A 24,703-nucleotide genomic window follows, 5' to 3' on the forward strand; every position below is an offset into this window, starting at 1 on the left:
GACCAGCTGGGGGCTGTCCACTGTGCGGGGCGATTTGAGTGAGTCTTGATGCAGCTCATCCAGTTTGTGGCCGGGCTGTTCTCGGCCGCGGGACAAGGTCACAATGATCACGTGGACGGACGGGACTCGGTTCAGCGGGCGGAAATCGACCGGATCATCGATCCGCTGAAGACGAACATGCCCAAGGCTGGAGACCTTGGCTTCGAGGCGATCCAGCAGCTGGGGAACCCGGTGCCGCTACTGGTGCAGAACGACGGCAAGGAGCATTTGCAGCTGTGGCTCGAGCCGTTCGGGCAGGACTACTGGCTGAAGCCCGGGGAGGCTGTGTACATCACCTCCTATGGGACGTGGAATGACCACCCGTTCGAGACGATCCACGAGACTGGCTGTCTCACCGTCTGGGCCACGTCCTGGTTCGCGACGGTCTCTGACTGCGACGGCAACGAATTCCCCCCAGGCCGCAGGGAGCGCGCCTGAGTTGTCAGCGTCGGGTCCAGACGAGGATCGCGGCAAGGTGGAGTGCGGCCTGGTAGGCGATGGCGAGTCTGTCGGTCCGCATGGCCAGGCCGCGCCACTGCTTCAGGCGGTTGATGCATTGATCCCGGTGTCGTATTCGTCCCCTCAACTGCCGTATCCGGGAGCAAGGCAGCCTGTTCCAGGGACGGACAGGCCGCTCGTTGCCCGGCCGACAATCCTTTGCGGTAGCCAACCGTGCCCCGCTATCGTGTCTGCGGTTTTCTTAGACCTCATCCGCCCCACCAGGAGCCTCTCGTGACCCGCCGTTCCCGCCTGCTCACGACAACTGCCGCCGGGGTGATGGCCGCGCTGCTGTTGGCCGGCTGTGGCGGAGGCGGCGGAGTGGGCAGCGATTCGAAGTCGCACGACAAGGGCGCGGACGCGGTGGCATCGGCGTCCGTTTCGTCGAGCGCGTCGGCGTCCTCTTCGTCCGGCCGTCCGCAGGTCACGCTTCCGTCGGACGTGACGGACAGGTACGTCGGCTGGAAGACCGGCGATGCCGCGAAGGACGCCGTCCTCACCGACACCGCCGCACGCATCGATGCGACGAACGACGCCATCCTGCGCGGCGACACGGGCGCACCGGGCCTGTCCTTCTACTACCGGGACAAGGCGTTGAGCGGCGCCGTCGCCTGGATCCGGGAGTACCTGGACGCCAACCTCTCCTTCACCGGCACCACCCGCTACTACGCGCCCAAGGTCACCCTGCCGTCCGGAGGGACGACGGCGACGGTTCTCTACTGCTCGGACGAGAGCAAGGGCTTCAACAGGAACCGCAAGACCGGAAAGGTCGACCGGACACCGTCGGACCAGAGTCCGTACGTGCTGTACAACACGCGTCTGGTGAAGAGCGGTTCGGGCGTGTGGCAGACCGCAGCCCTCACCTCCCACCGCAGTGACAAGGCCTGCACCGGTTAGCCGATGAGCCGAGCGCGAGCGATACCTCATGACACATCCCAGCCGCCCGACCAGGAGCCTCTCGTGAACCGTCGTTCCCGTCTGCCCACGACAGCCGCAGTCGGCCTGACAGCCGTACTCCTCCTTGCCGGGTGTGGTGGGAACGGCGGTGGCGGAGCGGAAGCCGCGGACGAGGCCTCGCCGTCGGCCACAAGGACCGGGGCGTCGGTCTCGCCCAGCGTTTCGGTGTCGGAGATCACGACCGGCCGTCCGAAGTTCGAACTGCCCGCTGATCTCACCCTGACCTTCGAGGATTCCCGGACGGGTGATCCCGTGAAGGACGCGGTGCTCGCGGACAGTGCCGAGGGGGTGCGAGCCACCGACGCCGCGATCGCCGGGACAGATCCCAAGGGCGAGGGAATCGCGTACTACAACACGGGTAAGGCCCTTGAGGCCACGTTGTCCTGGGTCGCCCAGTGGAAGAAGGCCGACGCCACGATCACCGGCGTGGCCCGGTACTACGACCGCAAGGTGACGCTCACGAGCAAGACGTCAGCGATCCTCACCTTCTGCGGTGACGAGAGCAAGGGCTTCAGCAGGGACAAGAAGACCAAAAAGATCGATAAGACGCCTGTCACCAAGAACAGCTACGTCTCGTACAACACCAGGCTCGACAAGAACGCCGACGGTGTCTGGCAGACGTCGCAGATCATTTCCGTCAGGGGGGCGGCTCGGTGCCAGCCGTAACGAGGGCTGTCGGTGTCGGTCTGGCGGGTGTGCTTCTGCTCGCCGGATGCGGCGGCGGTGGGTCGAAGGCGGACGACAAGCCGACAACGGCAGGAGCGACGGAGGCCACTCCGAAGACCTCGGCCTCGACCGGCGCGACGGTGGTGACCGCGGCCGAACGGCCGGAGATCAAGCTGCCGTCCGACCTGTCGTACACCTTCGACTGGCCGAAGACGGGTGACGGGAAGAAGGACGCGGTTCTCGGCGACACCGAGCAGTTCATCAAGGCGGTGGACCTGGCGATCGCCGACCAGGATCCGCTCGACAAGGCCTACCGGTTCTACTCGGAGGGCGAAGCGGCCGCGGGGAGCCAGAAGTTCATCCAGGAGTTCGTGGACTACCAGGACCGGATCACCGGGACGAAGCGCTTCTTCGACGCCAAGGTCGAGATCAACGCGGACGGGACCGCAGGTCTCGTCTACTGCGAGGACCAGACCAAGGCCTTCAACAAGAGCCTGAAGACCGGAAAAACCGACGTGAACACACCGTCGAACGACAGCTACGTCCTCTACCGCAGCCTGCTTCGGGCCGGCAGGCAGGGCGTCTGGATCACCGAGAAGCTGACGTCGCAGAGGGGGAGTGCCGAGTGCCGGCCCTGAGGTCATCTGTCCCGCGCAAGTCCGGTACGGCCGCTGTCGGTGCCGTGGCGGTTGTACTCCTGCTGGCCGGATGCGGTGGTGGCGAGGAAGACGCGAAGGCAAGCGACAGCAGCGGCGCCGGTACGACGGACTCGGCCTCCGCGTCCCCGACTTCTGCGTCCCCGACTTCCGCGCCGTCGACCGGCGACGGGCGCCCGGAGATCACCTTTCCCGCCACCGCCAAGAACGTCTTCGAGGACACGAAGTCCGGTGATGCGACCAAGGACGCGGTTCTCGCGGACAGTGCCCTGAGCGTCAACTCCATTGACGAGGCGATCTTCAATCAGAGCACGGGTACGAAGGCCCTCGGGTACTACAACACCGGGAAAGCGCTGGGCGCGTCGATCACGTACGTCAATGGTTACCTGAAGAAAAAGGACACCTGGATCGGCGAGACCCGCTTCTTCGACCGGAAGGTGACACTGTCCGGCGCCAAGGACGCATCCGTCACCTATTGCTCCGACGAGAGCAAGTCGTTCATCAAGAACAGGACGACCGGAAAGGTCAACGAAACGCCGACCACCGCGAACTCCTACGTGCTCTACCACACCAGACTCGTCAAGAACGCCGACGGCGTCTGGCAGACCACCGACATCGTCTCGAACAGGGGTGACAAGGCGTGCCAGCCGTAACGAGGGCGGTAGGCGTCGGTCTGGCAGGCGTGCTGTTGCTCGCTCTTGCCGGATGCGGTGGGGAGTCGGAAACGGACGGGGAGGGGGCAGGCGCCGGCGGTTCGGGGACGACCAACCCCTCCGCTTCCGCCTCCGATGCCTCCGGCACCGCTGCTTCGGCAGGCTCGGACGGGCGGCCGGTGATCGACATGCCGGCCGATCTGTCGTACCGCTTCGACTGGCCCGCGACCGGCGATGCCGACAAGGACGCGGTGCTGGCGGACAGCGAGCGGTCCATCAAGGCGGTGGATCTCGCGATCGTCCGCCAGGACGCGCTCGACGAGGCGTACCGCTATTTCTACGACGGTGAAGCCGCCGCGGGGACGCGGAAGTTCATCCAGAACTACGTGGACCACAAGGCCGGCCTCACGGGTGCGTACCGCTTCTACGACCCCGTTGTCGCGGTCGCGAAGGACGGCACCGCCTCCTTCAGCTACTGCGAGGACCAGGGCAAGGCCTACGTCAAGTACCTCACGTCCGACAAGGTCCGGAAGACCGAGGTCACCGCGAAGAGTTACGTCGGCTATCGGACCGGTCTCAAGAAGAACGCGAAGGGCGTCTGGGTGATCGGCAGCATCACGTCGGAGGTCGGCAGCGCCGAGTGTCAGCCGTGACGAAGGCCGGGCAGGAGGCCGGGTAGAAGGGGCGTCACTCGTCGAACCACGCCACCAGCCGTACGTTCTCCTCGCCGTGCACTCCGGCCAGCGTCTCCATGACCGTCGATACCGGGGCCCATGGCCCATCCGCCGGGACCGCGTCACGGCGGCGGGAGCGTTCGGCTCGGTAGAGCGTGGTGGCCGTCGTCCATTCCGTGCCTTCAGGCCAGAGGTCCGCCAGGTCGGTCGGTGATGTCGTCAGTGTGTTGATTCCGCTTGCTCGGGCGAAGGCCCGGCTCCATTCGTGGGTGTGGAGCAGACGGAGGGTGCCGTCCTCGACGCGGTGGTAGCGGGCGACGTGAGTGACGCGGGGGAGTGCCGGTTCCGTCCAGTCGATCGACGTCACCTCCGGCCAGGACAGCCAGGTCTCCGCGAAGGCCGAACCGGACCAGGTGGCGTGATCCTCCCGCACCTCGGGGGACGTGTCCGGTGGGAGGCCTCGGTTCGCTGCCACCGGGCGCCACGTGCCGTGGAAGTCGCGTACGCCGAAGAGGCAGGCGAAGGCGTCGTAGTCCCTCGGCATGCCCAGCATCGACAAGCTGATCGCCGGCGACCAAGCCGTCTCGGCGGGGTTCAGGCCTTCCCGCCAGGCGCGGCACTCGATCCAGCCGTGGATGTCCGTTCCCATGGCTTCACCAGGCCGGTGACGTAACGCGAACCGGCAGCATCAGGGCTTCGGGCGTACTACGCAGGAGACGAAGTGGGCCCAGGTGGAGGGGGCGACGGTGAGCTGAGGGCCCGCGGAGGCCTTGGAGTCGCGGATGTGGATCGTGGTGGGGGTGGTGGCTATTTCGACGCAGTTCGAGGCGTCGCCGCTGTAGGTGGATTTCTGCCAGACGAGTTCAGGCATGGTGGGGTTCCTCAGAGGTCTTGTGCGATGTGGTGGATGAGGTCTCGGGACGCTTCGGGGCTGAGTGCGCTCGCCTCCATGTGGTCCACCACTGCACGGTACTTGTTCAACTGCGCCTCGCCATCGAGGAATTCACAGCCATGGTGGGTGTCCAGCTGCACTGTGTCGAGCTGGGGTACCGCTCCAGCGACGTAGTCGATTCCCTGGCCGGTGCCGTGGAAGCTCGCCTTGCCGAAGGGGATGACCCGAATGGCGATGTGAGGGAGTTCGCTCATGCCGACAAGGTGCTTGAGCTGAGCGGCGGCTACGTCCCGGCCGCCGAACCCCATTCTGAGTGCGGCCTCGTGAATGGTCGCGGTGTAGGGGGTGGGATTCTCTCGGTGGAGAACGCCCTGCCGCTTGATGCGGTGGGTGAGACGGTGCTCGACTTCGTACTGCTGGAGGGGCGGGAAAACCGCGCGGAAGAGTGCACGGGCGTGGTCGGTGGTCTGAAGCAGGGCGGGGATGTGGATGACGAGGGCCACCCGCACCTCGGCTGCGTAGTGCTCCAGTTCAGCCAGATCGATCAGCCCGGCGGGCAGGTGATCCCGGTAATCGTCCCACCAGCCGCGCTTGCGTCCGCCGGTCATCGCAGCGAGGGCCTCGACCAGTGCGGTGTCCGCGCAGCTGTATGTGCGCGCAAAGGTGCGTACGCGGTCGGCACTGACGGCGTAACGGCCTGACTCGATGTTGCTGACCTGTGCCTGCTTGAGGCCCAGCAGTCCCGCAGCGGCAGTGGACGTGAGTCCCGAGTGCTCCCTGATCTTGCGCAGCTCGGCGCCAAGGCGCTGCTGGCGCAGGGTGGGAGTGGTGCTGGGCGGCACTGAAGCCTCTCTCGTCATCGCGTTGCCCATGGGTCACCCACAGGAGGGAATTGTTAACCCTTTCCCTTGGTCGATGTTAATTATGACATCGCCACGCCCTATGGTGGGTTCTGCCTCGCTCAACTCCCCCCGCCCATAAGCCGGAAGCGCACCACCCACGGCAGAGCCACCGCCCGGCGCGGTCGTTGAGCCCGATCCGCCTCCCCCTCTCTCGCTGGAGGTCACCATGGGAACCGTATCCCTGCCCGACACCTGGGCGTACGCCCTTCGCCTGCCCCATGATCCGCGCGCGGCACGCGTCGCACGTATGACCGTACGGGCGGCACTCGGCGGCCATGGCAGGCACGAAATCCTCGACGTGGTCGAGCTGTTGACGTCCGAACTGGTCACCAACGCCTACCGGCACACGAACGGCCCCGCCTCCCTCCGGCTGACCGCCCTGCCCGACGGCCGGTTGCGGGTCGGTGTCTGGGACAGTCATCCGCGCGTCCCGGCCCCCTTCGGTGCACCGCCGTCGGACCGTGTCACGCTCGCCCCGGCGGATGCCGAAGAGGGGCGCGGGCTGCACCTCGTGCAGGAGTACGCCGACTCGTGGGGCGGCTGGCCCATCAGGGACGGCGGTCCACTGGACCGTGGCGCCGGGAAGCTGTTGTGGTTCGAGGTGGACAGGTCAAGCTCCGGTCAATCCGCTCGGTAGCGGTCCCCTCGTGGCCTGCCGCATGGAAAACTTTCCCGGTTGCGGAAGTGAAAAGAGTGGCTCAGTCAACGGGGAGTGGATGCTGTGAGCACGCGGCAGGTGCGGAAGATGTTCCAGTTGATGGCCGGCGGCGAGCCCGTCGAGCTCACCAACCCCTGGTCCTCCGTGAAGAAGCTCGCCCGGCTGGCCTTCATCGCCCAGCAGTTCGGCTACGAGTACGCCGACGCCCGCCACGCCGGCTCCCGCAACAACGTCCTCAAGTTGCTGATCGTGCCCGACCACAGCCCGCAGGGCCGGGCCCGCGCCGCGCAGAACTGGGCGCAGTATCCGAACGCCGCCGACGGTGTCTCCCTGCCGCCCCTCGTTCCCGACGCCGTCGAACTCCTCAAGGCCCGCATCCAGTTCGACCTCACCGGCAAGAACGCCGAGAAGCGGATGCTGTTCGGGGCCGGCGGTATCACCCTCGGGCTGGTGCTGGCCGCGGCGCGGGCCGGCGGGAGTGCGGGGGCCTTCGTCGTCGCCGGTGTCGTGTGGGTCATCCTCATGGCGGTCATGGGACTCGGGTTCTTCGTCACGCGCGGGCGCAACGCCAAGTTCGCGCAGCGCCTCCAGGCCGCCGGGTTCGTGCCGGTGAGGGAGGAGAGCGGCCGGGTGCGGTATCTGCCGCCGGGCACGCCGATGCCGATGCCGGTGCAAATGCCGATGCAGCCGGCCCCGGTCCAGCAGCCCCAGCAACCGTGGCAGCAACCCCAGTACCAGCAGCCATGGCCGCAGCAGCCCGGTCCCTACGGCCCGTACGGCGCGCAGCCCCCGTACGGCCAGCAGCCGCCCGCCCCGCCCGCCCCTGGCCCCTACGCCCCGCCCCCGCAGCAGCCCCCCGGCCCCTACGGGCCCTACACCCCGCCCCAGCAGCCTCCCTACCCCTCGTCCCGCTGAGTCCTCCTCCCCGGCGCCTCCGCCCTCCGCCCCCGACCTCTCACCCGTCCTCCCGCCAGGGTGAGAGCAACGTTCCCTTCCGGTCACCCGTGGCCACAGTGCGGAAACTCCGTCTCCCTACCTTCGGGCTCAGTCACTCATCCGGAGTCGGAAGACCGAGCACGCGGAGCACCGTGGAGGCGTCATGACAGCCCCAGCCCCTACCTCACGCAGTCGCTGGATCCAGGAGTGGGATCCGGAGGACGAGGCGTTCTGGAACGCGACCGGCGAGAAGGTCGCACGGCGGAACCTGATCTTCTCGGTCCTGTCCGAGCACATCGGGTTCTCGATCTGGACCATGTGGTCCGTGCTGGTGCTGTTCATGGGCCCCGAGTACGGCCTGACCCCGGCCGACAAGTTCCTGCTGACCTCCATGGTCACCCTGGTCGGCGCCGTCGTCCGGGTGCCGTACACCTTCGCCGTCGCGCTCTTCGGCGGCCGGAACTGGACGATCGTCTCCGCCGCGCTGCTGCTCGTCCCGACCGTCGCCGCCTTCGCGGTGATGAAGCCGGGGACGTCCTTCGACACCTTCCTCCTCGTCGGCCTGCTGGCCGGCATCGGCGGCGGGAACTTCGCCTCCTCCATGACCAACATCAACGCCTTCTTCCCGTTGAAGAAGAAGGGGTGGGCGCTCGGGCTCAACGCGGGCGGCGGCAACATCGGTGTGCCCGTCATCCAGCTGGTCGCGCTCGCGGTCATCGGGGCCGGCGGCGGGCCGCGCGTGCTGCTCGGCATCTACATCCCGCTGATCCTCCTGGCCGCCGTCCTCGCCGCGGTCTTCATGGACAACCTCGCCACCGTGAAGAACGACACCGGCGCGGCGATCGACGCCGCGAAGGACGCCCACACCTGGATCATGTCCTTCCTCTACGTCGGGACGTTCGGGTCGTTCATCGGGTACGCGTTCGCCTTCGGGCAGGTGCTCCAGGTCCAGTTCGGCCGTACGCCGCTCCAGGCCGCGTACCTCACCTTCATCGGTCCGCTGCTCGGCTCCCTCATCCGGCCCGTCGGCGGATGGCTCGCCGACAAGTACGGCGGGGCGCGGATCACGCTCTGGAACTACGTCGGCATGGCCACCGCCACCGCCCTCCTCGTCGTCGCCGGCCTGCAGAAGTCGCTGCCGCTGTTCGTCACGTTCTTCGTCGTGCTGTTCGTGCTCAGCGGCCTCGGCAACGGGTCGACGTACAAGATGATCCCCGGCATCTTCCAGGCCAAGGCCCTCGCCAAGGGGCTCGCCGGTGAGGAGGCCGTGGCCTACGGGCGGCGGCTGTCCGGGGCCTCCATGGGACTCATCGGGGCGGTCGGCGCGCTCGGCGGCGTCGGTATCAACCTCGCCTTCCGGCAGTCCTACCTCTCCTCCGGCTCCGGCACCGGCGCCTTCGTCGCCTTCCTGGTCTTCTACGGTCTCTGCTTCGCCGTCACCTGGGCCGTATACCTTCGCCGCCCGGCCGCGCAGGCCCGGGCCACGGCCGCCGCAGAGACGAAGCCGCAGCTCAGCTACGTCGAGGTGTGACGTAACACCGGTGACATCAACCCGAACCGAGCCTGTCACGCGCCGTTGACAGGCTCGTTCGTCATGCGGGTCAGCTAGGAGAGCAGCCATGGACGAGGAACAGCAGCGGCCGGACGCCGGCCGGCCCGGCCCTCTCGCGGGGTTCACCGTGGGGGTCACGGCCGCGCGCCGGGCCGACGAACTCGGGGCGCTGCTCCAGCGGCGCGGCGCCGCCGTGCTGCACGCGCCCGCCCTGCGCATCGTGCCGCTCGCCGACGACGGGGAACTCCTCGCCGCCACGAAGGAGATCATCGACCAGGCGCCGGACGTGGCCGTGGCGACCACCGCGATCGGGTTCCGCGGGTGGGTCGAGGCCGCGGACGGCTGGGGCTTCGGCGAGCAGCTGCTGGACCGGCTGCGCCATGTCGAGCTGCTGGCCCGCGGTCCCAAGGTCAAGGGGGCGGTCCGGGCCGCCGGGCTCACCGAGCAGTGGTCGCCGTCCTCCGAGTCCATGGCCGAGGTGCTCGACCGGCTCCTCGAGGAGGGCGTCGAGGGCCGCCGGATCGCCGTACAGCTGCACGGGGAGCCGTTGCCGGGGTTCGTGGAGTCGCTGCGGGCCGCGGGAGCGGAGGTGCTGCCGGTGCCGGTGTACCGGTGGATGCCGCCGGAGGACCTCGCGCCGGTGGACCGGCTCCTGGACGCCGTCGTCTCCCGCTCGGTCGACGCGGTCACCTTCACCAGCGCGCCCGCCGCGGCCTCCCTGCTCTCCCGCGCCGGGAAACGGGGGCTCCAGGCCGACCTGCTCGCCGCCCTCCACCACGACGTCGTCCCGGCCTGCGTCGGCCCGGTCACCGCGCTCCCGCTCCAGGCCCTGGGCCTCGACACCATCCGGCCCGAACGCTTCCGGCTCGGACCCCTCGTACAGCTGCTCTGCCAGGAACTCCCCTCGCGTGCACGGGCGTTGCCCGTCGCCGGGCACCGGGTGGAGATCCGGGGGCACGCGGTCCTCGTCGACGGCGCGCTGAGGCCGGTACCGCCGGCCGGGATGTCCCTGCTGCGGGCGCTCTCGCGGCGGCCGGGCTGGGTGGTCGCCCGCGCCGAACTCCTCCGGGCCCTGCCGGGCGCGGGGCGCGACGAACACGCGGTGGAGACGGCGATGGCCCGCCTGCGTACCGCCCTGGGCGCGCCGAAGCTGATCCAGACGGTGGTCAAGCGGGGCTACCGGCTCGCCCTGGACCCGGCTGCGGACGCCAAGTACGCAGACGTGTGAGACTCCGGCCATGGCGGCCATGGAGTGGTACGGCGTTCGGTGCGTCTTCCGGCATCGTTCGCTCGGGGTGTACGAGGAGCGGGTCACGCTGTGGACCGCCCGGTCGCCGGACGAGGCGATCGACCGTGCGGAGAGCGAGGCGCGTGAGTACTGCGACGTGCTGGAAGACGTCGACTACGCCGATTTCGCCGAGGCGTTCCGGATGGACGGCGTGCCGGGCGAAGGGGCCGAGGTCTTCTCCCTCATGCGGGAGAGCGCGCTGCCTTCGGGGGAGTACGTACGGCGGTTCTTCGCCACCGGGGATGAGCGGTCCGGCTGACCGTCGTACGACGTTCTGGGGACCGTCTCCCGGCAACCGGCCGTAACCGGCGGCTCCCGGGCCGTCACTCGGGCCGTCACTCGGGTCCGTTCCTCCCCGTCCGCGCCGGGCCGTCCCGCGCGGACGCGCACGCGGGACCGCGTGTGCCCCGGTCCGCGGGCGTGCGCTCTGCCGGATCCCGCCGGGCGGGCGGCACGCTGACGCCGGACCGAGGCACACGGGGGGAACAGGACATGACACGCTGGCAGCCGTTGCCGGCCACACTGCCGGGAGAGGCCCGGCAGCTGGTCGAGCAACTACGGGTCCTCAAGGGCCGTACCGGGCTCAGCCTGGCCGATCTGGCCCGGCGCACCGCGTACAGCAAGTCGTCGTGGCAGCGCTATCTGAGCGGGGACAGACTGCCGCCGAGGAGCGCCGCCCAGGTGCTGTGCCGGCTGGGCGGCGGGGACCAGACGCGGCTGCTGGCACTGTGGGAGCTGGCCGAACAGGCGTGGCCGCAGGGCGCGTCGGAGCCACCGGAGGAACCGATACCGGTACCGGTACCGGCACGGATACCGGTACCGGAAGCACCTCCCGTACCGGAGCCGCTCCCGGGACCGGAACCGGAAACGCGGCGGTGGCGGACTGTCGCCCTCGCCGCGTTCGGTGTCATCGTGCTGCTGACCGCGGGGCTGCTGTGGGCGCTGCCCCGCGGGGTGCTCAGCCGAGTTTGTCGTAGTACGCGATCTTGTACGAGCCGGTGCCCTTGATCCGCACCCGGTACTTGCTGCTGATCCGCTTGAGCGGGGCGTTGTGCGCGGTGCCGTGGAACGTGACGGTCTGGAGCGAGGTCGGGCCGGTGAGCCGCTGCTGGGCGAACGTCCACGTCTGGTCGGTGACGACGCCGTCGTTGTCCGAAAGGCCGAAGTGCTCCTGCCACCACTGGGTGGCCGACTCGGTCTCGGGGCCGAACGAGCCGTCGATCTGGCTCTTGGTGAAGGGGTGCCAGTCGCCGTCGTCGTCCTGCCACTGGGCGCCGTCCGCCCACAGGACGGTCTCCCACAGGGCGGTGGCGTTGCTCGTGGCGTAGTCGTCGACGCCGAGGTTCTCCTCGTCCTGCCAGTCGTCGGTGACGGCACCGCCGCCGTCGATGCCGTGGTAGGGCGCGGCGGCACTCGCCGCGGGTGCCAGGGCCAGGCCGCCGGCGCCCAGCAGTACGGCCGTCGCCATCGCGACGACCCGGATGCGCATGCTCATGAACGTGTCCTCTCTGAACCGCCGTCCCCCGTGGTCCCCCCTGGGGCGGCTCGCCGTGCGTTCGCAGGACAAAGGGTTACGGCCGCGGGCCGCCGCGGCGAGGCCTGCCGGGGTATCCGGACCGAACGGGGACGGCCCGCGCCGCACGCACCGGCGTCCCCGCCGGGTGCGGGTCGGACGGGAACCTCGCGGAACACGGGTGCGAGGGGTTCCGGCCGCCCGCCGGGCCGGGCACTGTGAGAGGACACGGTTCCCTGTCCTAGGCGGTGACAGGCACATGGCACTGGGTACGGCGACGGCCCCGTACGAACTGCGCTTCGACGCGGGGCGGATCTGTCTGGATCTGCTGGCGACCACGCATCCCGGCGAACGGCTCGACACGCTCGAACCGTTGCGGGCCTGGATCGCCGGTTCCGGACTCGTCCCGCCGGACACCCCGCTGACGCACGCCGACATCGGTTGGCTGGTCGCATTCCGTGAACTAAGAGGATATGTGGGGCAGTTGATACGCGAGCGGGACAACGGCCGGAACCGCGGCCAGAACGGCGTCCGGATCGACCTCCGCCCCCGGTCGTACGACCTCGCGCTCGCCGGCGTCAACGACCTCGCGCGCGCCGCCGCACCGCCGGCCCCGCGTGCCGTACCCGGCGCGGACGGGGTCCTGGTCCGGGAGCTGGCCGGCCCGCCGGAGTGCGCCGCGCTGCTCGCGGCCGTCGCCCGGGACACCGTGGAGCTGCTCACCGACCCCGTGGCGCGGGCGGCCGTCCGGGAGTGCGAGGGCGACAACTGCCCCATCGTCTACCTGGACACCTCCCGCGGACGCAGACGCCGCTGGTGCTCCAGTGAGACCTGCGGCAACCGCGAACGGGTGGCCCGCCACCGTCGCCGCGCAGCCCTCGCCCGAGCATGACCCCGAGCCCCCCTCGCCGACGCGGATCCCGTCCGGCTGCCTCGGTGAGCGGCCCTTGCCTACGTGGGTCCCGTCCGGCTGCCCCTCGGCGAGCGGCCCTCGCCCGCGTGGGGCCTGTCCGGCTGCCCCTCGGTGAGCGGCCCTCGCCCGCGCGAGTCCCGTCCACCTGCCTCGGCTGGCGGCCCTCGCCCGCGTAACGAGCGACGCCCGGCCGGCCCCCGGCCGTGCGGCCCCCGGCCGTGCGGTTCCCGACCGACCGTGATGCCTGCCCGTCTCCCCGGCGGGGGTTCCCGCCGGACCGTGCCTGCCCGCCCTCCCCGGCGGAAGCTCTCGTTCAACCGTGACGCCCGCCTGCCCCCCCCCCGCGAAGGCTCTCGCCCGAGCGAAGTAGCCCTCCGTGCCGCCCGGCAGGCCGCGTTCGCTCGACCCGCCCCCTTCAACCCCCGTCCCTTTTGCGGCATCTGCCGGATCTTCATCGAAGCTCCCCGGAAGTGATTTCGACAACATTCAGTTTGTCGGCGGCAACCCCCGGGCAACGCTCGGGCGTTCGGCGTTGTGTCGGAAATGTAAAGATCACGCGGTGGGAATGTGGGGTCATGTCCCGCTCGTCATGTCACCTCGCAGAAAAATGTGAGGTCTTGTTGAACACACCGCGAGTCACTTCCGTACCGGTGGGGGAGCGACCGACTGGGGGAACCCCCGGACACCGGAGGTGGGCGTGCGCAAGGATGCGGCCGTGGCCAATGAACGTGGATCGAGGGCCCGACATCGCATGTCCCAGCCCTCGGAGCCCGATGAGGAGCTGATGCGTGCTCTGTATCGAGAGCACGCCGGACCTCTCCTTGCGTATGTCCTTCGGCTGGTCGCCGGTGATCGGCAACGCGCCGAGGACGTCGTGCAAGAGACACTCATCCGTGCCTGGAAGAACGCCGGCCAGCTCAATCGAGCGACCGGATCGGTACGCCCCTGGCTGGTGACGGTCGCTCGCCGCATCGTCATCGACGGTCACCGCAGCCGGCAGGCCCGGCCGCAGGAGGTCGATCCGTCGCCGCTGGAGGTCATCCCCGCGGAGGACGAGATCGACAAGGCGCTGTGGCTGATGACGCTGTCTGACGCGCTCGACGACCTGACCCCGGCCCACCGGGAGGTGCTCGTCGAGACGTACTTCAAGGGGCGTACCGTCAACGAGGCGGCCGAAACGCTGGGTATACCCAGCGGCACCGTGCGCTCACGGGTTTTCTATGCCCTGCGGTCCATGAAGCTGGCACTGGAGGAGCGGGGGGTGACGGCGTGATGAGTGTGTACGGGGGACACGGCGGGTTCGGCACAGGTGGTTCGGGTATGTCTGGTGCTATGCAGGAATCTCCGGTTCCCAATGAGCACGAGACCGTCGGCGCGTACGCGCTGGGGATTCTCGACGACGCCGAGGCAACCGCTTTCGAGGCCCATCTGGCCGGGTGCGAATGGTGCGCCCAGCAGCTCGACGAGCTGGCCGGAATGGAGCCCATGCTAGCGGCCCTGGCCGATCTGCCGGGTTCCGGATCCACGCCGTCCATCGGCGAGTCGCTGTCCGCCAAACCCAGCCCCCGGATGGTCGAGAAGCTGGTCGTGGAGGTCGCCGACAAGCGGAAGGTCCGCACCCGGCGCAGCCTCTTCGGCCTGGCGGCCTCGGTCGTGCTGATCGCGGGCGGCACGGCGGCCGGTGTGGCGCTGACCGGCTCGGACAGCGGCGGCGCCGGCACGGACATGGCCATGGGACCGGCTCAGACGGCCTTCCAGACGATGTCCGACAAGAAGTCGGCCACGGACCCGACGACCCACGTCTCCGCGACCGTCGCCGTCGAGAAGAAGGACTGGGGCACCCACGCGGTCCTCCAGCTCAAGAACGTCACCGGCCCGAAGAAGTGCTCGCTGATCGCCGTCGGCAAGAACGGCGAGCGCGAGACGGTGACCTCCTGGTCCGTCCCGACCTGGGGATACGGCATCACGGACGCCAAGTCGGAGAAGGCCAAGGAGCCTCTCTACGTGCACGGCGGCGCGGCCTTCACCCCCAACCAGATCGACCACTTCGAAGTCATGACGTTCGACGGCAAGAAGCTGGTCTCGGTCAGCGCGTAGCTTCAGCGGGCCCCCTTCGCGTACGGTTGACGGCTGCCCAGCACGTCAGAAGGGGGCCCGGTGGCCGCTCAGGCACAACAATCCGCGGTCGGCCCTCACGGCTCGGAACAGGACTCCAGTCAGGACTCCGTTCGGGACCGTGAGATCAGCGTCGAACAGGAACACCTCGACCGGGTGTACCAGCGCCTCGAGGAGAAGATCCACGAGGCGGAATTCCTCATGAACGACGCGGCCAAGCGCGGTCAGGTGGGCACCCCCGGTGCCCTCGCCGAGCGGGACGCGCAGGTGTTCCGGGCGGGGGTCCACCTCAACCGGCTCAACAACGAGTTCGAGGACTTCCTCTTCGGCCGGATCGACCTGCTCCTCGGCAAGGACGGCAAGAAGGGCCCGGACGGCGCCTACACCGCCGTGGAGCCCGCCGAGGGCGCGGTCCGCGCGGACCAGACCGCCGACATCGCCGAGACCCTGCACATCGGCCGGATCGGCGTCCTCGACCAGGACTACGCCCCGCTGGTCATCGACTGGCGGGCACCGGCCGCCGCGCCGTTCTACAGGTCCACTCCGGTGGATCCCGGGCGTGTCGTACGACGCCGGGTGATCCGCTCCAAGGGCCGCCGGGTCCTCGGTGTCGAGGACGACCTGATGCGCCCGGAGCTGACCGCCTTCCTCGACGGCGACACCCTGCCCGTCATCGGCGACGGCGCCCTGATGGCCGCCCTCGGCCAGGCCCGCACCCACTCCATGCGGGACATCGTCGCCTCCATCCAGGCCGAGCAGGACCTGGTCATCCGCGCCCCCGCCGCCTCCGTCACCTACGTCGAGGGCGGCCCGGGGACCGGCAAGACGGCCGTGGCGCTGCACCGCGCCGCCTACCTGCTCTACCAGGACCGGCGCCGGTACGCGGGCGGCATCCTGATCGTCTCCCCGACCCCGCTGCTGGTCGCGTACACCGAGGGCGTCCTCCCGTCCCTCGGCGAGGAGGGCCAAGTCGCCATCCGCGCCATCGGCTCCCTCGTGGACGGCGCCGAGGCGACCCTGTACGACACGCCGGCCACCGCCCGCGCCAAGGGTTCCTCCCGGATGCTCCGGGTGCTGCGCAGGGCCGCCCGCGGGGCCCTGGAGTCCAACGATGCACCGGCCCGGCTCAGAGTCGTCGCCTTCGGCCGCCGGCTGGAGCTGGAGGCCGAGGAACTCGACCGCATCAGACACAACGCGCTCGGCGGCACGGCCCCCGTCAACCTGCTGCGGCCCCGTGCCCGCAAGCTCCTCCTGGACGCCCTGTGGACCCGCTCCGGCGCGGCCGGCCGGCACAGCGACCCGGAGCTGGCCGCCGAACTGCGCTCCTCCTTCGACGAGGACATCCTCACGGAGGACTCCTTCATCGGGTTCCTCGACGCCTGGTGGCCCGAGCTGACCCCGCGGGCCGTCCTCACCGCGATGGCCGACGAGCGCCGCCTCGGCCGCTGGGCCCGCCGCATCCTCAACCCCGGCGAGATCCGCAGGGTCGCCCGCTCCCTGCGCCGGGACGGCCACACCGTGCACGACATCGCCATGCTCGACGAACTCCAGTCCATCCTCGGCGCCCCGGTCCGCCCCCGGAAGAAGCGCGAACTGGACCCGCTGGACCAGCTCACCGGCCTGGAGGAGCTGATGCCGACGCGCGAGGAGTCCCAGCGCGAGCGCGCCGAACGGCTCGCCCAGGAGCGCGTCGAATACGCCCACGTCATCGTCGACGAGGCGCAGGACCTCACCCCCATGCAGTGGCGGATGGTCGGCCGCCGCGGCCGGCACGCCACCTGGACGGTGGTCGGCGACCCCGCCCAGTCCTCCTGGTCCGACCCGGACGAGGCGGCCGAGGCGCGGGACGAGGCCCTCGGCAGCCGCCCGCGCCGCCGCTTCGAGCTCACCGTGAACTACCGCAACCCGGCGGAGATCGCCGAGCTCGCGGCCAGGGTGCTGGCCCTCGCCATGCCCGGCTCCAAGTCCCCCTCGGCGGTCCGCTCCACCGGGATCGAACCCCGCTTCACCGTTGTCCGCGACTCGCCGGAGAAGACCGTGCGGGCGGAGGCCGAGCGGCTTCTCGACCTGGTCGACGGCACGGTCGGCGTGGTCGTCGCGATGGACCGGCGCGCCGAGGCCGCCCGCTGGCTCGCCGGGCTCGGCGACCGGGTGGTGGCCCTGGGCAGCCTGGAGGCCAAGGGCCTGGAGTACGACGCGACGGTCGTCGTGTCGCCCGCGGAGATCGCCGACGAGTCCCCGGCCGGGCTGCGCGTGCTGTACGTGGCCCTCACCCGGGCGACCCAGCAGCTGACGGTGGTCTCCGGGGAGCGGGACGAACCGGACGCGGCCGGGGTACCGGACCTTCTGAGGGAGTGAGCGCGGGGCCGTTCGGCTGGAGGTTTCCTGTGAAGTCCCCGGACGGGAATGGCCTTGCGGGATCCGTTTGTTAGCCTTGTCGTGACACCGGCTCGATCCAAGCCCCCGGGCCCAACCTTCGTCGCTACGAGCGACCACTTGCCGCGAGGCGAGCATGGCGGGTCGGTGTCATAAACGTCGAAGAGGCCCACATCACGGTGTGATGTGGGCCTCTTTTTCGCGCGAACAATAGGCACGAAACCTGGCCCCGCTAACGCCTACCCGGCGGTAGGTGCGACGATCGGACGGCAGAAATCGCTACACGGTGAAACGAAGGAAGTCGGCCATGGCAACGGCGCCCAGCGTCTCCTACTCGATGACCATCCGGCTGGAGGTGCCCGCGAGCGGAACCGCCGTCTCGCAGCTCACCACCGCCGTGGAGTCCTCCGGAGGCTCGGTGACCGGCCTCGACGTCACCGCGTCGGGTCACGAGAAGCTCCGCATCGACGTCACCATCGCGGCCAGCTCGACCGCCCACGCCGACCAGATCGTCGGGCAGCTCCGTGAGATCGAGGGCGTCACCCTCGGCAAGGTCTCGGACCGTACGTTCCTCATGCACCTCGGCGGCAAGATCGAGATGCAGTCCAAGCACCCCATCCGCAACCGTGACGACCTCTCCATGATCTACACCCCGGGCGTGGCCCGCGTGTGCATGGCGATCGCGGAGAACCCCGAGGACGCGCGCCGCCTCACCATCAAGCGCAACTCCGTTGCGGTCGTGACGGACGGCTCCGCCGTGCTCGGCCTCGGCAACATCGGCCCGATGGCCGCGCTGCCCGTCATGGAGGGCAAGGCGGCCCTCTTCAAGCGGTTCGCCGGCATCGACGCCTGGCCGCTCTGCCTGGACACCCAGGACACCGACGCGATCGTCGAGATCGTCAAGGCGATCGCCCCCGGGTTCGCCGGCATCAACCTCGAAGACATCTCCGCCCCGCGCTGCTTCGAGATCGAGGCGCGCCTGCGCGAGGCCCTCGACATCCCCGTCTTCCACGACGACCAGCACGGCACCGCGATCGTCGTCCTCGCCGCCCTCACGAACGCACTTCGCTGCACGGGCAAGGCGATTGAGAACATCCGGGTCGTCATGTCCGGCGCCGGCGCGGCCGGTACGGCCATCCTCAAACTGCTGCTCGCGGCCGGCCTGAAGAACGCCGTCGTCGCCGACATCCGCGGGGTCGTGCACGCCGCCCGCGAGGACCTGGTCGACGCCCAGGCCGACTCGCCGCTGCGCTGGATCGCCGACAACACCAACCACGAGGGCCTCACCGGCACGCTGAAGGAGGCCGTGCGCGGCGCGGACGTCTTCATCGGCGTCTCGGCCCCGAACGTCCTCGACGGCGACGACGTGGCCGCTATGGCCGACGACGCGATCGTGTTCGCACTCGCGAACCCGGACCCCGAGGTGGACCCGGCGATCGCCCGCCAGACGGCCGCCGTGGTGGCCACCGGCCGCTCCGACTTCCCCAACCAGATCAACAACGTGCTGGTCTTCCCGGGCGTCTTCCGCGGCCTCCTGGACGCCCAGTCCCGCACGGTGAACACGGACATGATGCTCGCGGCCGCGAAGGCGCTCGCCGACGTCGTCACCCAGGACGAGCTGAACCCGAACTACATCATCCCGAGCGTCTTCAACGAGAAGGTCGCGGGAGCGGTGGCGGGCGCGGTGCGGGAAGCCGCGAAGGGCGCGTAAGCGCCCCTTCGGGGGCGCGGGGAACTGCGCGACAAGCCCCCACCGGGCCGGCACCCGAAACGCGACGCGCCCGCATGATTGCAGGGGTCTGGGGGCAGCAGCCCCCAGTAAACGTCTGTGAAACTTGCCACGCCATCCAATCGGCGCGTCGTGAAACCCCCCCTTCGGCCCCCCCGTAGGGTATGTGCGGCAACGGATTGGCGTTCCCGCCGCAGGTGGGGGCAGGATGCGTCCCGGCCCAACATGCGGCTCCGCCGCGTGGCACGCCTCCATGGCAAGAAGAACACGGGAGTAACAACATGAACCGCAGTGAGCTGGTGGCCGCGCTGGCCGACCGTGCCGAGGTGACTCGCAAGGACGCCGACGCCGTGCTGGCCGCGTTCGCCGACGTCGTCGGCGACATCGTCTCCAAGGGCGACGAGAAGGTCACCATCCCCGGCTTCCTGACCTTCGAGCGCACCCACCGTGCCGCCCGCACCGCGCGCAACCCGCAGACCGGCGAGCCGATCAACATCCCCGCCGGCTTCAGCGTGAAGGTCTCCGCGGGCTCGAAGCTGAAGGAATCCGCGAAGGGCAAGTGACCTTGCCGTCCGTAGGCCACGGGACGGCGTACGGCGCGTAACACGACGACGGGGCGGCCCCTCCACCAGGGGCCGCCCCATCGTCATACCGTCTGCCCGGGCGTCAGCCGAGTGCCTTGCCCGGCAGTTCGACCTTCGCACCCAGTTCCACGAGCTTCTCCATGAAGTTCTCGTAGCCGCGGTTGATGAGGTCGATGCCGTGGACCCGGGACGTGCCCTGGGCCGCCAGGGCCGCGATCAGGTACGAGAAGCCGCCGCGCAGGTCGGGGATGACCAGGTCGGCGCCCTGGAGCTTGGTCGGCCCGGAGACGACCGCGGAGTGCAGGAAGTTGCGCTGCCCGAAGCGGCAGGCCGCGCCGCCCAGGCACTCGCGGTAGAGCTGGATGTGCGCACCCATCTGGTTCAGCGCGGAGGTGAAGCCGAGCCGCGACTCGTACACCGTCTCGTGGACGATGGAGAGACCCGTGGCCTGGGTCAGGGCGACCACCAGCGGCTGCTGCCAGTCGGTCTGGAAGCCGGGGTGCACGTCCGTCTCCAGGGCGATCGACTTCAGCTGGCCGCCCGGGTGCCAGAAGCGGATGCCCTCGTCGTCGATCTCGAAGGCACCGCCCACCTTGCGGTAGGTGTTCAGGAACGTCATCATCGAGCGCTGCTGGGCGCCCCGGACGTAGATGTTGCCCTCGGTCGCCAGCGCCGCCGACGCCCAGGAGGCGGCCTCCAGACGGTCCGACAGGGCGCGGTGGGTGTAGCCGCCGAGCTTGTCCACACCGGTGATGCGGATGGTCCGGTCGGTGTCCATCGCGATGATCGCGCCCATCTTCTGCAGCACGCAGATGAGGTCCTCGATCTCCGGCTCGACGGCCGCGTTGGACAACTCCGTGACGCCCTCGGCGAGTACGGCCGTCAGCAGCACCTGCTCGGTCGCGCCGACGGACGGGTACGGCAGCCGGATCTTGGTGCCGCGCAGGCCCTTCGGCGCCTCCAGGTACTGGCCGTCGGCCCGCTTCTCGATGGTCGCGCCGAACTGCCGCAGCACGTCGAAGTGGAAGTCGATGGGGCGACCGCCGATGTCACAGCCGCCCAGGCCCGGGATGAACGCGTGCCCCAGGCGGTGCAGCAGCGGGCCGCAGAACAGGATCGGGATCCGGCTGGACCCCGCGTGGGCATCGATGTCAGCGACGTTCGCGCTCTCCACGTACGTCGGATCCAGCACCAGCTCCCCGGGCTCCTCACCCGGACGGACCGTCACCCCGTGCAGCTGGAGCAGGCCGCGTACGACACGCACGTCACGGATGTCCGGAACGTTGCGCAGCCGACTCGGCGCACTGCCCAGCAGGGCGGCGACCATGGCCTTCGGTACGAGGTTCTTCGCACCGCGGACACGGATCTCGCCCTCCAGCGGGGTGCCGCCATGGACAAGCAGGACATCGTCGTTGACGGTCATGAATCTCGCGTTCCGTGGAGTGGGGCAGGGCCGGAGAGACAGAGTAATCGCCCATCGGCCCCCTGCCGTAAGCCCAAGGACCGCCCAGCTACGTCATAGCTGTGTCACAACACGAACGGTTCCTAATCGGGCACATGGGGTCACCGCCCGTCGCCGTGCGCCGGGAGTGCTTCCTTCCTCCCTGAGCTGCATTCACTCCCACACCCCCGTTGGCTCCCCACGCGAGGGGAAGATGCGGGATCATGTCAGGCATGACCGAGGTGTCCTCGCTCACAGGGCGGCTGCTCGTGGCCACGCCCGCCCTGGCGGACCCGAACTTCGACCGCGCGGTGGTGCTCCTTCTCGACCACGACGAGGAGGGCTCCCTCGGTGTCGTCCTCAACCGTCCCACCCCGGTGGACGTCCGGGACATCCTGGAGGGCTGGGCCGCACTCGCCGGCGAGCCCGGGGTCGTCTTCCAGGGCGGCCCGGTGTCGCTGGACTCCGCGCTCGGCGTCGCGGTCATCCCGGGCGGCGGCAACGGCGACCGGGCCCCGCTCGGCTGGCGCCGGGTGCACGGCGCGATCGGCCTGGTCGACCTGGAGGCCCCGCCGGAGCTGCTCGCCTCGGCCCTCGGCTCCCTGCGGATCTTCGCCGGTTACGCCGGCTGGGGCCCCGGCCAGCTGGAGGACGAACTGGTCGAGGGCGCCTGGTACGTCGTCGAGTCGGAGCCCGGCGACGTCTCCTCGCCGTCCCCCGAGAGACTCTGGCGCGAGGTGCTCCGCCGCCAGCGCAACGAGCTGGCGATGGTGGCCACCTACCCGGACGACGCCTCGCTCAACTGACGGTGGGCCTTGTCACAACCGTTGCCCGGACGCTTCAGTACCCTTGGCACTTATGAGCACTCTTGAGCCCGAGCGCGGGACTGGTACGGGGACCCTCGTAGAGCCGACGCCACAGGTGTCCCACGGCGACGGCGACCACGAGCGCTTCGCCCACTACGTCCAGAAGGACAAGATCATGGCGAGCGCCCTCGACGGCACCCCCGTCGTGGCGCTGTGCGGCAAGGTGTGGGTGCCGGGCCGCGACCCGAAGAAGTACCCCGTGTGCCCCATGTGCAAGGAGATCTACGACTCCATGGGCAGCGGCGGCGACGGCGAGGGCGGCAAGGACAAGTAACACCCCCCGGATCTTTCGAGGCCCCGGGCGCGCTTTGGCGTGCTCCGGGGCCTTTGTCGTGCCCGCGCGTTGCACAGGGTGCGTCCGCCGGTCACAGAGTGGTCGAGACCTCTTGTCGGCATGTTCATGTTGTCCCTACCCTCCGTGGTGTTGTGCAGAGCGAAACCACCGTTGCACATGTTGCAACGGATGCAGTGTGTGCAGTGCCTCGAACGCTTACGCTTCAGCGCGCCCCGGAGGGTCACTCCATGAAGCTCCCCGTCCCCGCATTCCTCGTCGCCGCCCTGTTCCTGGCGGCCTGCGCCCCGCAGACCTCCTCCAACTCCGCCTCCGACAAGGACGACAAGAGCGGCACCCTGCGGGTGTGGCTCTTCCAGGAGGTCGGCAACGACCCCAAGCAGAAGGTCGTCGACTCGGTCGTCGCCGACTTCGAGAAGGCGCACTCCGGCACCAAGGTCGACGTGGAGTACATCCCGGTCGACACCCGCGCGCAGCGGGTCAAGGCCGCGTTCAACGACCCGGAGTCGGCCCCCGACGTGATGGAGTACGGCAACACCGACACCGCCGGTTACGTGCGGGACGGCGGACTGCTCGACGTCACCAAGGACTTCGGCGCGTGGCCCGCGGCCAAGGACACCGACCCGACCGCACGCCAGTCGGTCACCGTCGCCGGCAAGGTCTACGGCGCCCCCTTCTACGTCGGCGTCCGCGCCCTCTACTACCGCACGGACGTCTTCAGGGAACTCGGCCTGAAGCCGCCGGCGACCCTGGCCGAGCTGGCGTCCACGGCCCGTGCCGTCCGCAAGGCGAAACCCGACCTGTACGGCCTGGTCGTCGGCGGCGCCTACACCTACGGCGCGATGCCCTTCATCTGGGCCGACGGCGGCGAACTCGCCACGGCCAAGGGCACCTCGTACACCTCGGCGATCGACAGCGCGGCCGCCCAGAAGGGCATCAAGGAGTACACGGCACTCTTCGGCGACGACAACTGCCCGGCCGCCAAGTGCGCGGGCTTCGGCGGCAACGACACGGTCACCGCGTTCGCGGCCGGCAAGGCGGGCATGGCGATCGGCGGCGACTTCAGCCATGCGGCCGTGGAGGCGGGGACCGTCAAGGGCAAGTACGCGGTGGTGCCGCTGCCGGGGGTCACAGCCGGATCCATCGCGCCGGCCTTCGCGGGCGGCAACAACGTCGGGGTGCTGAAGAGCACGACGCACCGGACGCTGGCCGTCCAGCTGATGGAGGAGCTGACCGCCAAGAAGACGCAGGCGGCGATGTTCGACGCGATGGGTTTCCTGCCGACGTTCAAGGACGTCCGTGACCAGGCGGCGGCCAAGGAGCCGTTCGTGAAGCCGTTCGTACAGACGCTGGCCGCGGGGACGAAGTTCGTGCCGGCCTCGGCGGGGTGGTCGGGGATCGACTCGTCGCTGGTGCTGCCGACGATGTTCCAGGAGGTCATCAGCGGCAAGAAGAGCGTGGCGGCGGCTTCGGGGGAGGCGGCGGAGAAGATGGATGCGGCGTTCGGGGCGGCCGGGTGACGCCCACGGGGGTGGGGGCTGCGGTGCCTGCGCGACTGCGGGAGCGTCGTGGCTTGTCGCGCCCACGCGGCGGCAGCCGCAAATTCAGCACAGCCCCGCGCCCCTATGGGGGCGCGGGGTGGAGCCCTTGGCTGTATCTCGCGCCTGCTCTTGTGGTCCTCGGGGGACTGCTGGTCTACCCCATCTACCAGCTCGGGCTGATCTCCGTATTCCGGTACACCCAGGCTCAGGTCAGTGGTGGGGAGCCGACCGCCTTTGTCGGGCTCGACAACTACTCGGAGGTCTTCGGGGACGACCAGTTCTGGTCGGTCCTGCTGGCCACCGTCGGCTTCGCCGCCGCCTGTGTCGTGTCGACGCTCGCCGTCGGGTGTGCGCTCGCCGTGTTGCTCACACGGGTGCGGGCGGTGCCCCGGCTGGCGTTGATGCTGGCCGCGCTCGGGGCCTGGGCGACCCCGGCGGTCACCGGGTCGACCGTCTGGCTGTTCCTCTTCGACCCGGACTTCGGGCCCGTCAACCGTGTCCTCGGGCTCGGTGACCACTCCTGGACGTACGGGCGGTACAGCGCCTTCCTCCTCGTCCTGCTCGAAGTGGTCTGGTGCTCCTTCCCGTTCGTGATGGTCACCGTGTACGCCGGGATCCGCGCCGTACCGTCCGAGGTGCTGGAGGCCGCCGCGCTGGACGGTGCCTCGCAGTGGCGGACCTGGCGGTCGGTGCTGGCGCCGATGCTCCGGCCGATCCTGACGGTCGTCACCATCCAGTCGGTGATCTGGGACTTCAAGATCTTCACGCAGATCTACGTGATGACCGGCGGGGGCGGGATCGCCGGGCAGAACCTGGTGCTCAACGTGTACGCCTATCAGCAGGCCTTCGCGTCCTCGCAGTACGGGCTCGGCGCCGCCATCGGTGTCGTCACGCTGCTGATCCTGCTCGCCGTGACCCTCGGCTACCTGCGGCTGCTGCGCCGGCAGGGGGAGGAGCTGTGA

27 protein-coding genes and 1 pseudogene are annotated in these 24,703 nt (G+C 69.5%); 22 read left to right on the top strand and 6 right to left on the bottom strand.

Annotated elements, in window-relative coordinates; all coding sequences use genetic code 11:
• The first annotated feature begins 48 nt into the window (after positions 1 to 48).
• On the top strand, positions 49 to 477 hold the full coding sequence (locus tag ACFWXC_RS29000; protein WP_384483238.1) for a hypothetical protein: 429 nt from the start codon (positions 49 to 51) through the stop codon (positions 475 to 477).
• A gap of 4 nt (positions 478 to 481) precedes the next feature.
• Here the strand turns inward: ACFWXC_RS29000 and ACFWXC_RS29005 are convergent.
• Positions 482 to 601, bottom strand: a pseudogene (locus ACFWXC_RS29005) (IS5/IS1182 family transposase); the annotation flags it as partial.
• Between the two features lie 170 nt (positions 602 to 771).
• Here ACFWXC_RS29005 and ACFWXC_RS29010 point away from each other — a divergent pair.
• The 5 genes from ACFWXC_RS29010 (at position 772) to ACFWXC_RS29030 (ending at position 4,122) form a co-directional block, all read left to right on the top strand.
• Positions 772 to 1,434 (top strand): hypothetical protein, encoded by a 663-nt coding sequence (locus ACFWXC_RS29010; RefSeq protein ID WP_384483239.1) that lies wholly within the window; start codon positions 772 to 774, stop codon positions 1,432 to 1,434.
• 225 nt (positions 1,435 to 1,659) lie between these two features.
• Positions 1,660 to 2,160 (top strand): hypothetical protein, encoded by a 501-nt coding sequence (locus tag ACFWXC_RS29015; RefSeq protein WP_384483240.1) that lies wholly within the window; start codon positions 1,660 to 1,662, stop codon positions 2,158 to 2,160.
• Positions 2,148 to 2,798 (top strand): hypothetical protein, encoded by a 651-nt coding sequence (locus ACFWXC_RS29020; RefSeq protein WP_384483241.1) that lies wholly within the window; start codon positions 2,148 to 2,150, stop codon positions 2,796 to 2,798. The genes ACFWXC_RS29015 and ACFWXC_RS29020 overlap by 13 nt, the downstream gene beginning before the upstream one ends.
• Before the next feature lie 44 nt (positions 2,799 to 2,842).
• On the top strand, positions 2,843 to 3,469 hold the full coding sequence (locus ACFWXC_RS29025) for a hypothetical protein (protein ID WP_384483242.1): 627 nt from the start codon (positions 2,843 to 2,845) through the stop codon (positions 3,467 to 3,469).
• Positions 3,470 to 3,657: 188 nt separating this feature from the next.
• A complete protein-coding gene (locus tag ACFWXC_RS29030; protein ID WP_384483283.1) occupies positions 3,658 to 4,122 on the top strand; it encodes a hypothetical protein in 465 nt (154 codons plus the stop codon).
• A gap of 34 nt (positions 4,123 to 4,156) precedes the next feature.
• Here ACFWXC_RS29030 and ACFWXC_RS29035 read toward each other — a convergent pair whose 3' ends face one another.
• The 3 genes from ACFWXC_RS29035 to ACFWXC_RS29045 are packed head-to-tail and all read right to left on the bottom strand — an operon-like array spanning position 4,157 to position 5,907.
• A complete protein-coding gene (locus ACFWXC_RS29035) occupies positions 4,157 to 4,792 on the bottom strand; it encodes a hypothetical protein (RefSeq protein ID WP_384483243.1) in 636 nt (211 codons plus the stop codon).
• A 39-nt stretch (positions 4,793 to 4,831) separates the two neighbouring features.
• Positions 4,832 to 5,014, bottom strand: coding sequence for a DUF397 domain-containing protein (locus tag ACFWXC_RS29040; protein ID WP_384483244.1), 183 nt, complete (start codon positions 5,012 to 5,014; stop codon positions 4,832 to 4,834).
• A gap of 11 nt (positions 5,015 to 5,025) precedes the next feature.
• On the bottom strand, positions 5,026 to 5,907 hold the full coding sequence (locus ACFWXC_RS29045) for a helix-turn-helix domain-containing protein (RefSeq protein WP_384483245.1): 882 nt from the start codon (positions 5,905 to 5,907) through the stop codon (positions 5,026 to 5,028).
• A gap of 196 nt (positions 5,908 to 6,103) precedes the next feature.
• Between ACFWXC_RS29045 and ACFWXC_RS29050 the strand changes: the two genes are divergently transcribed.
• The 6 genes from ACFWXC_RS29050 (at position 6,104) to ACFWXC_RS29075 (ending at position 11,379) form a co-directional block, all read left to right on the top strand.
• Positions 6,104 to 6,574 (top strand): ATP-binding protein, encoded by a 471-nt coding sequence (locus ACFWXC_RS29050; RefSeq protein WP_384483246.1) that lies wholly within the window; start codon positions 6,104 to 6,106, stop codon positions 6,572 to 6,574.
• An 84-nt stretch (positions 6,575 to 6,658) separates the two neighbouring features.
• Positions 6,659 to 7,510 carry a hypothetical protein gene (locus tag ACFWXC_RS29055; protein WP_384483247.1) on the top strand — a complete coding sequence of 284 codons (852 nt, stop codon included), beginning with the start codon at positions 6,659 to 6,661 and terminating at the stop codon, positions 7,508 to 7,510.
• A 184-nt stretch (positions 7,511 to 7,694) separates the two neighbouring features.
• Entirely contained in the window at positions 7,695 to 9,062 is a 1,368-nt protein-coding gene (locus ACFWXC_RS29060; protein WP_384483248.1) for a nitrate/nitrite transporter, read from the top strand.
• A gap of 88 nt (positions 9,063 to 9,150) precedes the next feature.
• Complete coding sequence (locus tag ACFWXC_RS29065; RefSeq protein WP_384483249.1) at positions 9,151 to 10,311, top strand: uroporphyrinogen-III synthase; 1,161 nt, start codon at positions 9,151 to 9,153, stop codon at positions 10,309 to 10,311.
• A gap of 10 nt (positions 10,312 to 10,321) precedes the next feature.
• Positions 10,322 to 10,630: a hypothetical protein gene (locus ACFWXC_RS29070; RefSeq protein WP_384483250.1), complete on the top strand. Its 309-nt coding sequence runs from the start codon at positions 10,322 to 10,324 to the stop codon at positions 10,628 to 10,630.
• A 233-nt stretch (positions 10,631 to 10,863) separates the two neighbouring features.
• The gene (locus tag ACFWXC_RS29075) at positions 10,864 to 11,379 is read left to right on the top strand and encodes a helix-turn-helix domain-containing protein (RefSeq protein ID WP_384483251.1); all 516 of its coding nucleotides are present in this window, start codon (positions 10,864 to 10,866) and stop codon (positions 11,377 to 11,379) included.
• Here the strand turns inward: ACFWXC_RS29075 and ACFWXC_RS29080 are convergent.
• Positions 11,330 to 11,866 (bottom strand): peptidoglycan-binding protein, encoded by a 537-nt coding sequence (locus ACFWXC_RS29080; RefSeq protein ID WP_384483252.1) that lies wholly within the window; start codon positions 11,864 to 11,866, stop codon positions 11,330 to 11,332. The genes ACFWXC_RS29075 and ACFWXC_RS29080 overlap by 50 nt on opposite strands.
• Before the next feature lie 277 nt (positions 11,867 to 12,143).
• Here ACFWXC_RS29080 and ACFWXC_RS29085 point away from each other — a divergent pair, with 277 nt between their 5' ends.
• The 6 genes from ACFWXC_RS29085 (at position 12,144) to ACFWXC_RS29110 (ending at position 19,580) form a co-directional block, all read left to right on the top strand.
• Positions 12,144 to 12,776 carry a CGNR zinc finger domain-containing protein gene (locus tag ACFWXC_RS29085; RefSeq protein WP_384483253.1) on the top strand — a complete coding sequence of 211 codons (633 nt, stop codon included), beginning with the start codon at positions 12,144 to 12,146 and terminating at the stop codon, positions 12,774 to 12,776.
• Positions 12,777 to 13,548: 772 nt separating this feature from the next.
• Entirely contained in the window at positions 13,549 to 14,070 is a 522-nt protein-coding gene (locus tag ACFWXC_RS29090; RefSeq protein WP_010039908.1) for a sigma-70 family RNA polymerase sigma factor, read from the top strand.
• A gap of 59 nt (positions 14,071 to 14,129) precedes the next feature.
• Positions 14,130 to 14,894, top strand: a complete 765-nt coding sequence (locus tag ACFWXC_RS29095) for an anti-sigma factor family protein (RefSeq protein ID WP_384483254.1) — start codon at positions 14,130 to 14,132, stop codon at positions 14,892 to 14,894.
• A 60-nt stretch (positions 14,895 to 14,954) separates the two neighbouring features.
• A complete protein-coding gene (locus tag ACFWXC_RS29100) occupies positions 14,955 to 17,270 on the top strand; it encodes a HelD family protein (protein WP_384483255.1) in 2,316 nt (771 codons plus the stop codon).
• 325 nt (positions 17,271 to 17,595) lie between these two features.
• Positions 17,596 to 18,999: an NAD-dependent malic enzyme gene (locus ACFWXC_RS29105; protein WP_384483256.1), complete on the top strand. Its 1,404-nt coding sequence runs from the start codon at positions 17,596 to 17,598 to the stop codon at positions 18,997 to 18,999.
• Between the two features lie 299 nt (positions 19,000 to 19,298).
• The gene (locus ACFWXC_RS29110) at positions 19,299 to 19,580 is read left to right on the top strand and encodes an HU family DNA-binding protein (protein WP_189268239.1); all 282 of its coding nucleotides are present in this window, start codon (positions 19,299 to 19,301) and stop codon (positions 19,578 to 19,580) included.
• Between the two features lie 103 nt (positions 19,581 to 19,683).
• On the opposite strand, the gene murA is transcribed toward ACFWXC_RS29110, so the two are convergent.
• On the bottom strand, positions 19,684 to 21,024 hold the full coding sequence (gene murA / locus ACFWXC_RS29115) for a UDP-N-acetylglucosamine 1-carboxyvinyltransferase (RefSeq protein ID WP_351746826.1): 1,341 nt from the start codon (positions 21,022 to 21,024) through the stop codon (positions 19,684 to 19,686).
• Positions 21,025 to 21,275: 251 nt separating this feature from the next.
• On the opposite strand from murA, the gene ACFWXC_RS29120 reads away from it, so the two are divergent.
• The 4 genes from ACFWXC_RS29120 (at position 21,276) to ACFWXC_RS29135 (ending at position 24,703) form a co-directional block, all read left to right on the top strand.
• Entirely contained in the window at positions 21,276 to 21,848 is a 573-nt protein-coding gene (locus ACFWXC_RS29120; RefSeq protein ID WP_351701322.1) for a YqgE/AlgH family protein, read from the top strand.
• Positions 21,849 to 21,900: 52 nt separating this feature from the next.
• Positions 21,901 to 22,182 (top strand): DUF3039 domain-containing protein, encoded by a 282-nt coding sequence (locus ACFWXC_RS29125; protein ID WP_351701319.1) that lies wholly within the window; start codon positions 21,901 to 21,903, stop codon positions 22,180 to 22,182.
• 248 nt (positions 22,183 to 22,430) lie between these two features.
• Positions 22,431 to 23,720, top strand: coding sequence for an extracellular solute-binding protein (locus ACFWXC_RS29130; RefSeq protein WP_384483257.1), 1,290 nt, complete (start codon positions 22,431 to 22,433; stop codon positions 23,718 to 23,720).
• A gap of 35 nt (positions 23,721 to 23,755) precedes the next feature.
• Positions 23,756 to 24,703, top strand: a complete 948-nt coding sequence (locus tag ACFWXC_RS29135) for a carbohydrate ABC transporter permease (protein WP_384483284.1) — start codon at positions 23,756 to 23,758, stop codon at positions 24,701 to 24,703.

Origin of the sequence: Streptomyces sp. NPDC058683 (genome assembly GCF_042716195.1) — a bacterium.
Taxonomy (GTDB): domain Bacteria; phylum Actinomycetota; class Actinomycetes; order Streptomycetales; family Streptomycetaceae; genus Streptomyces.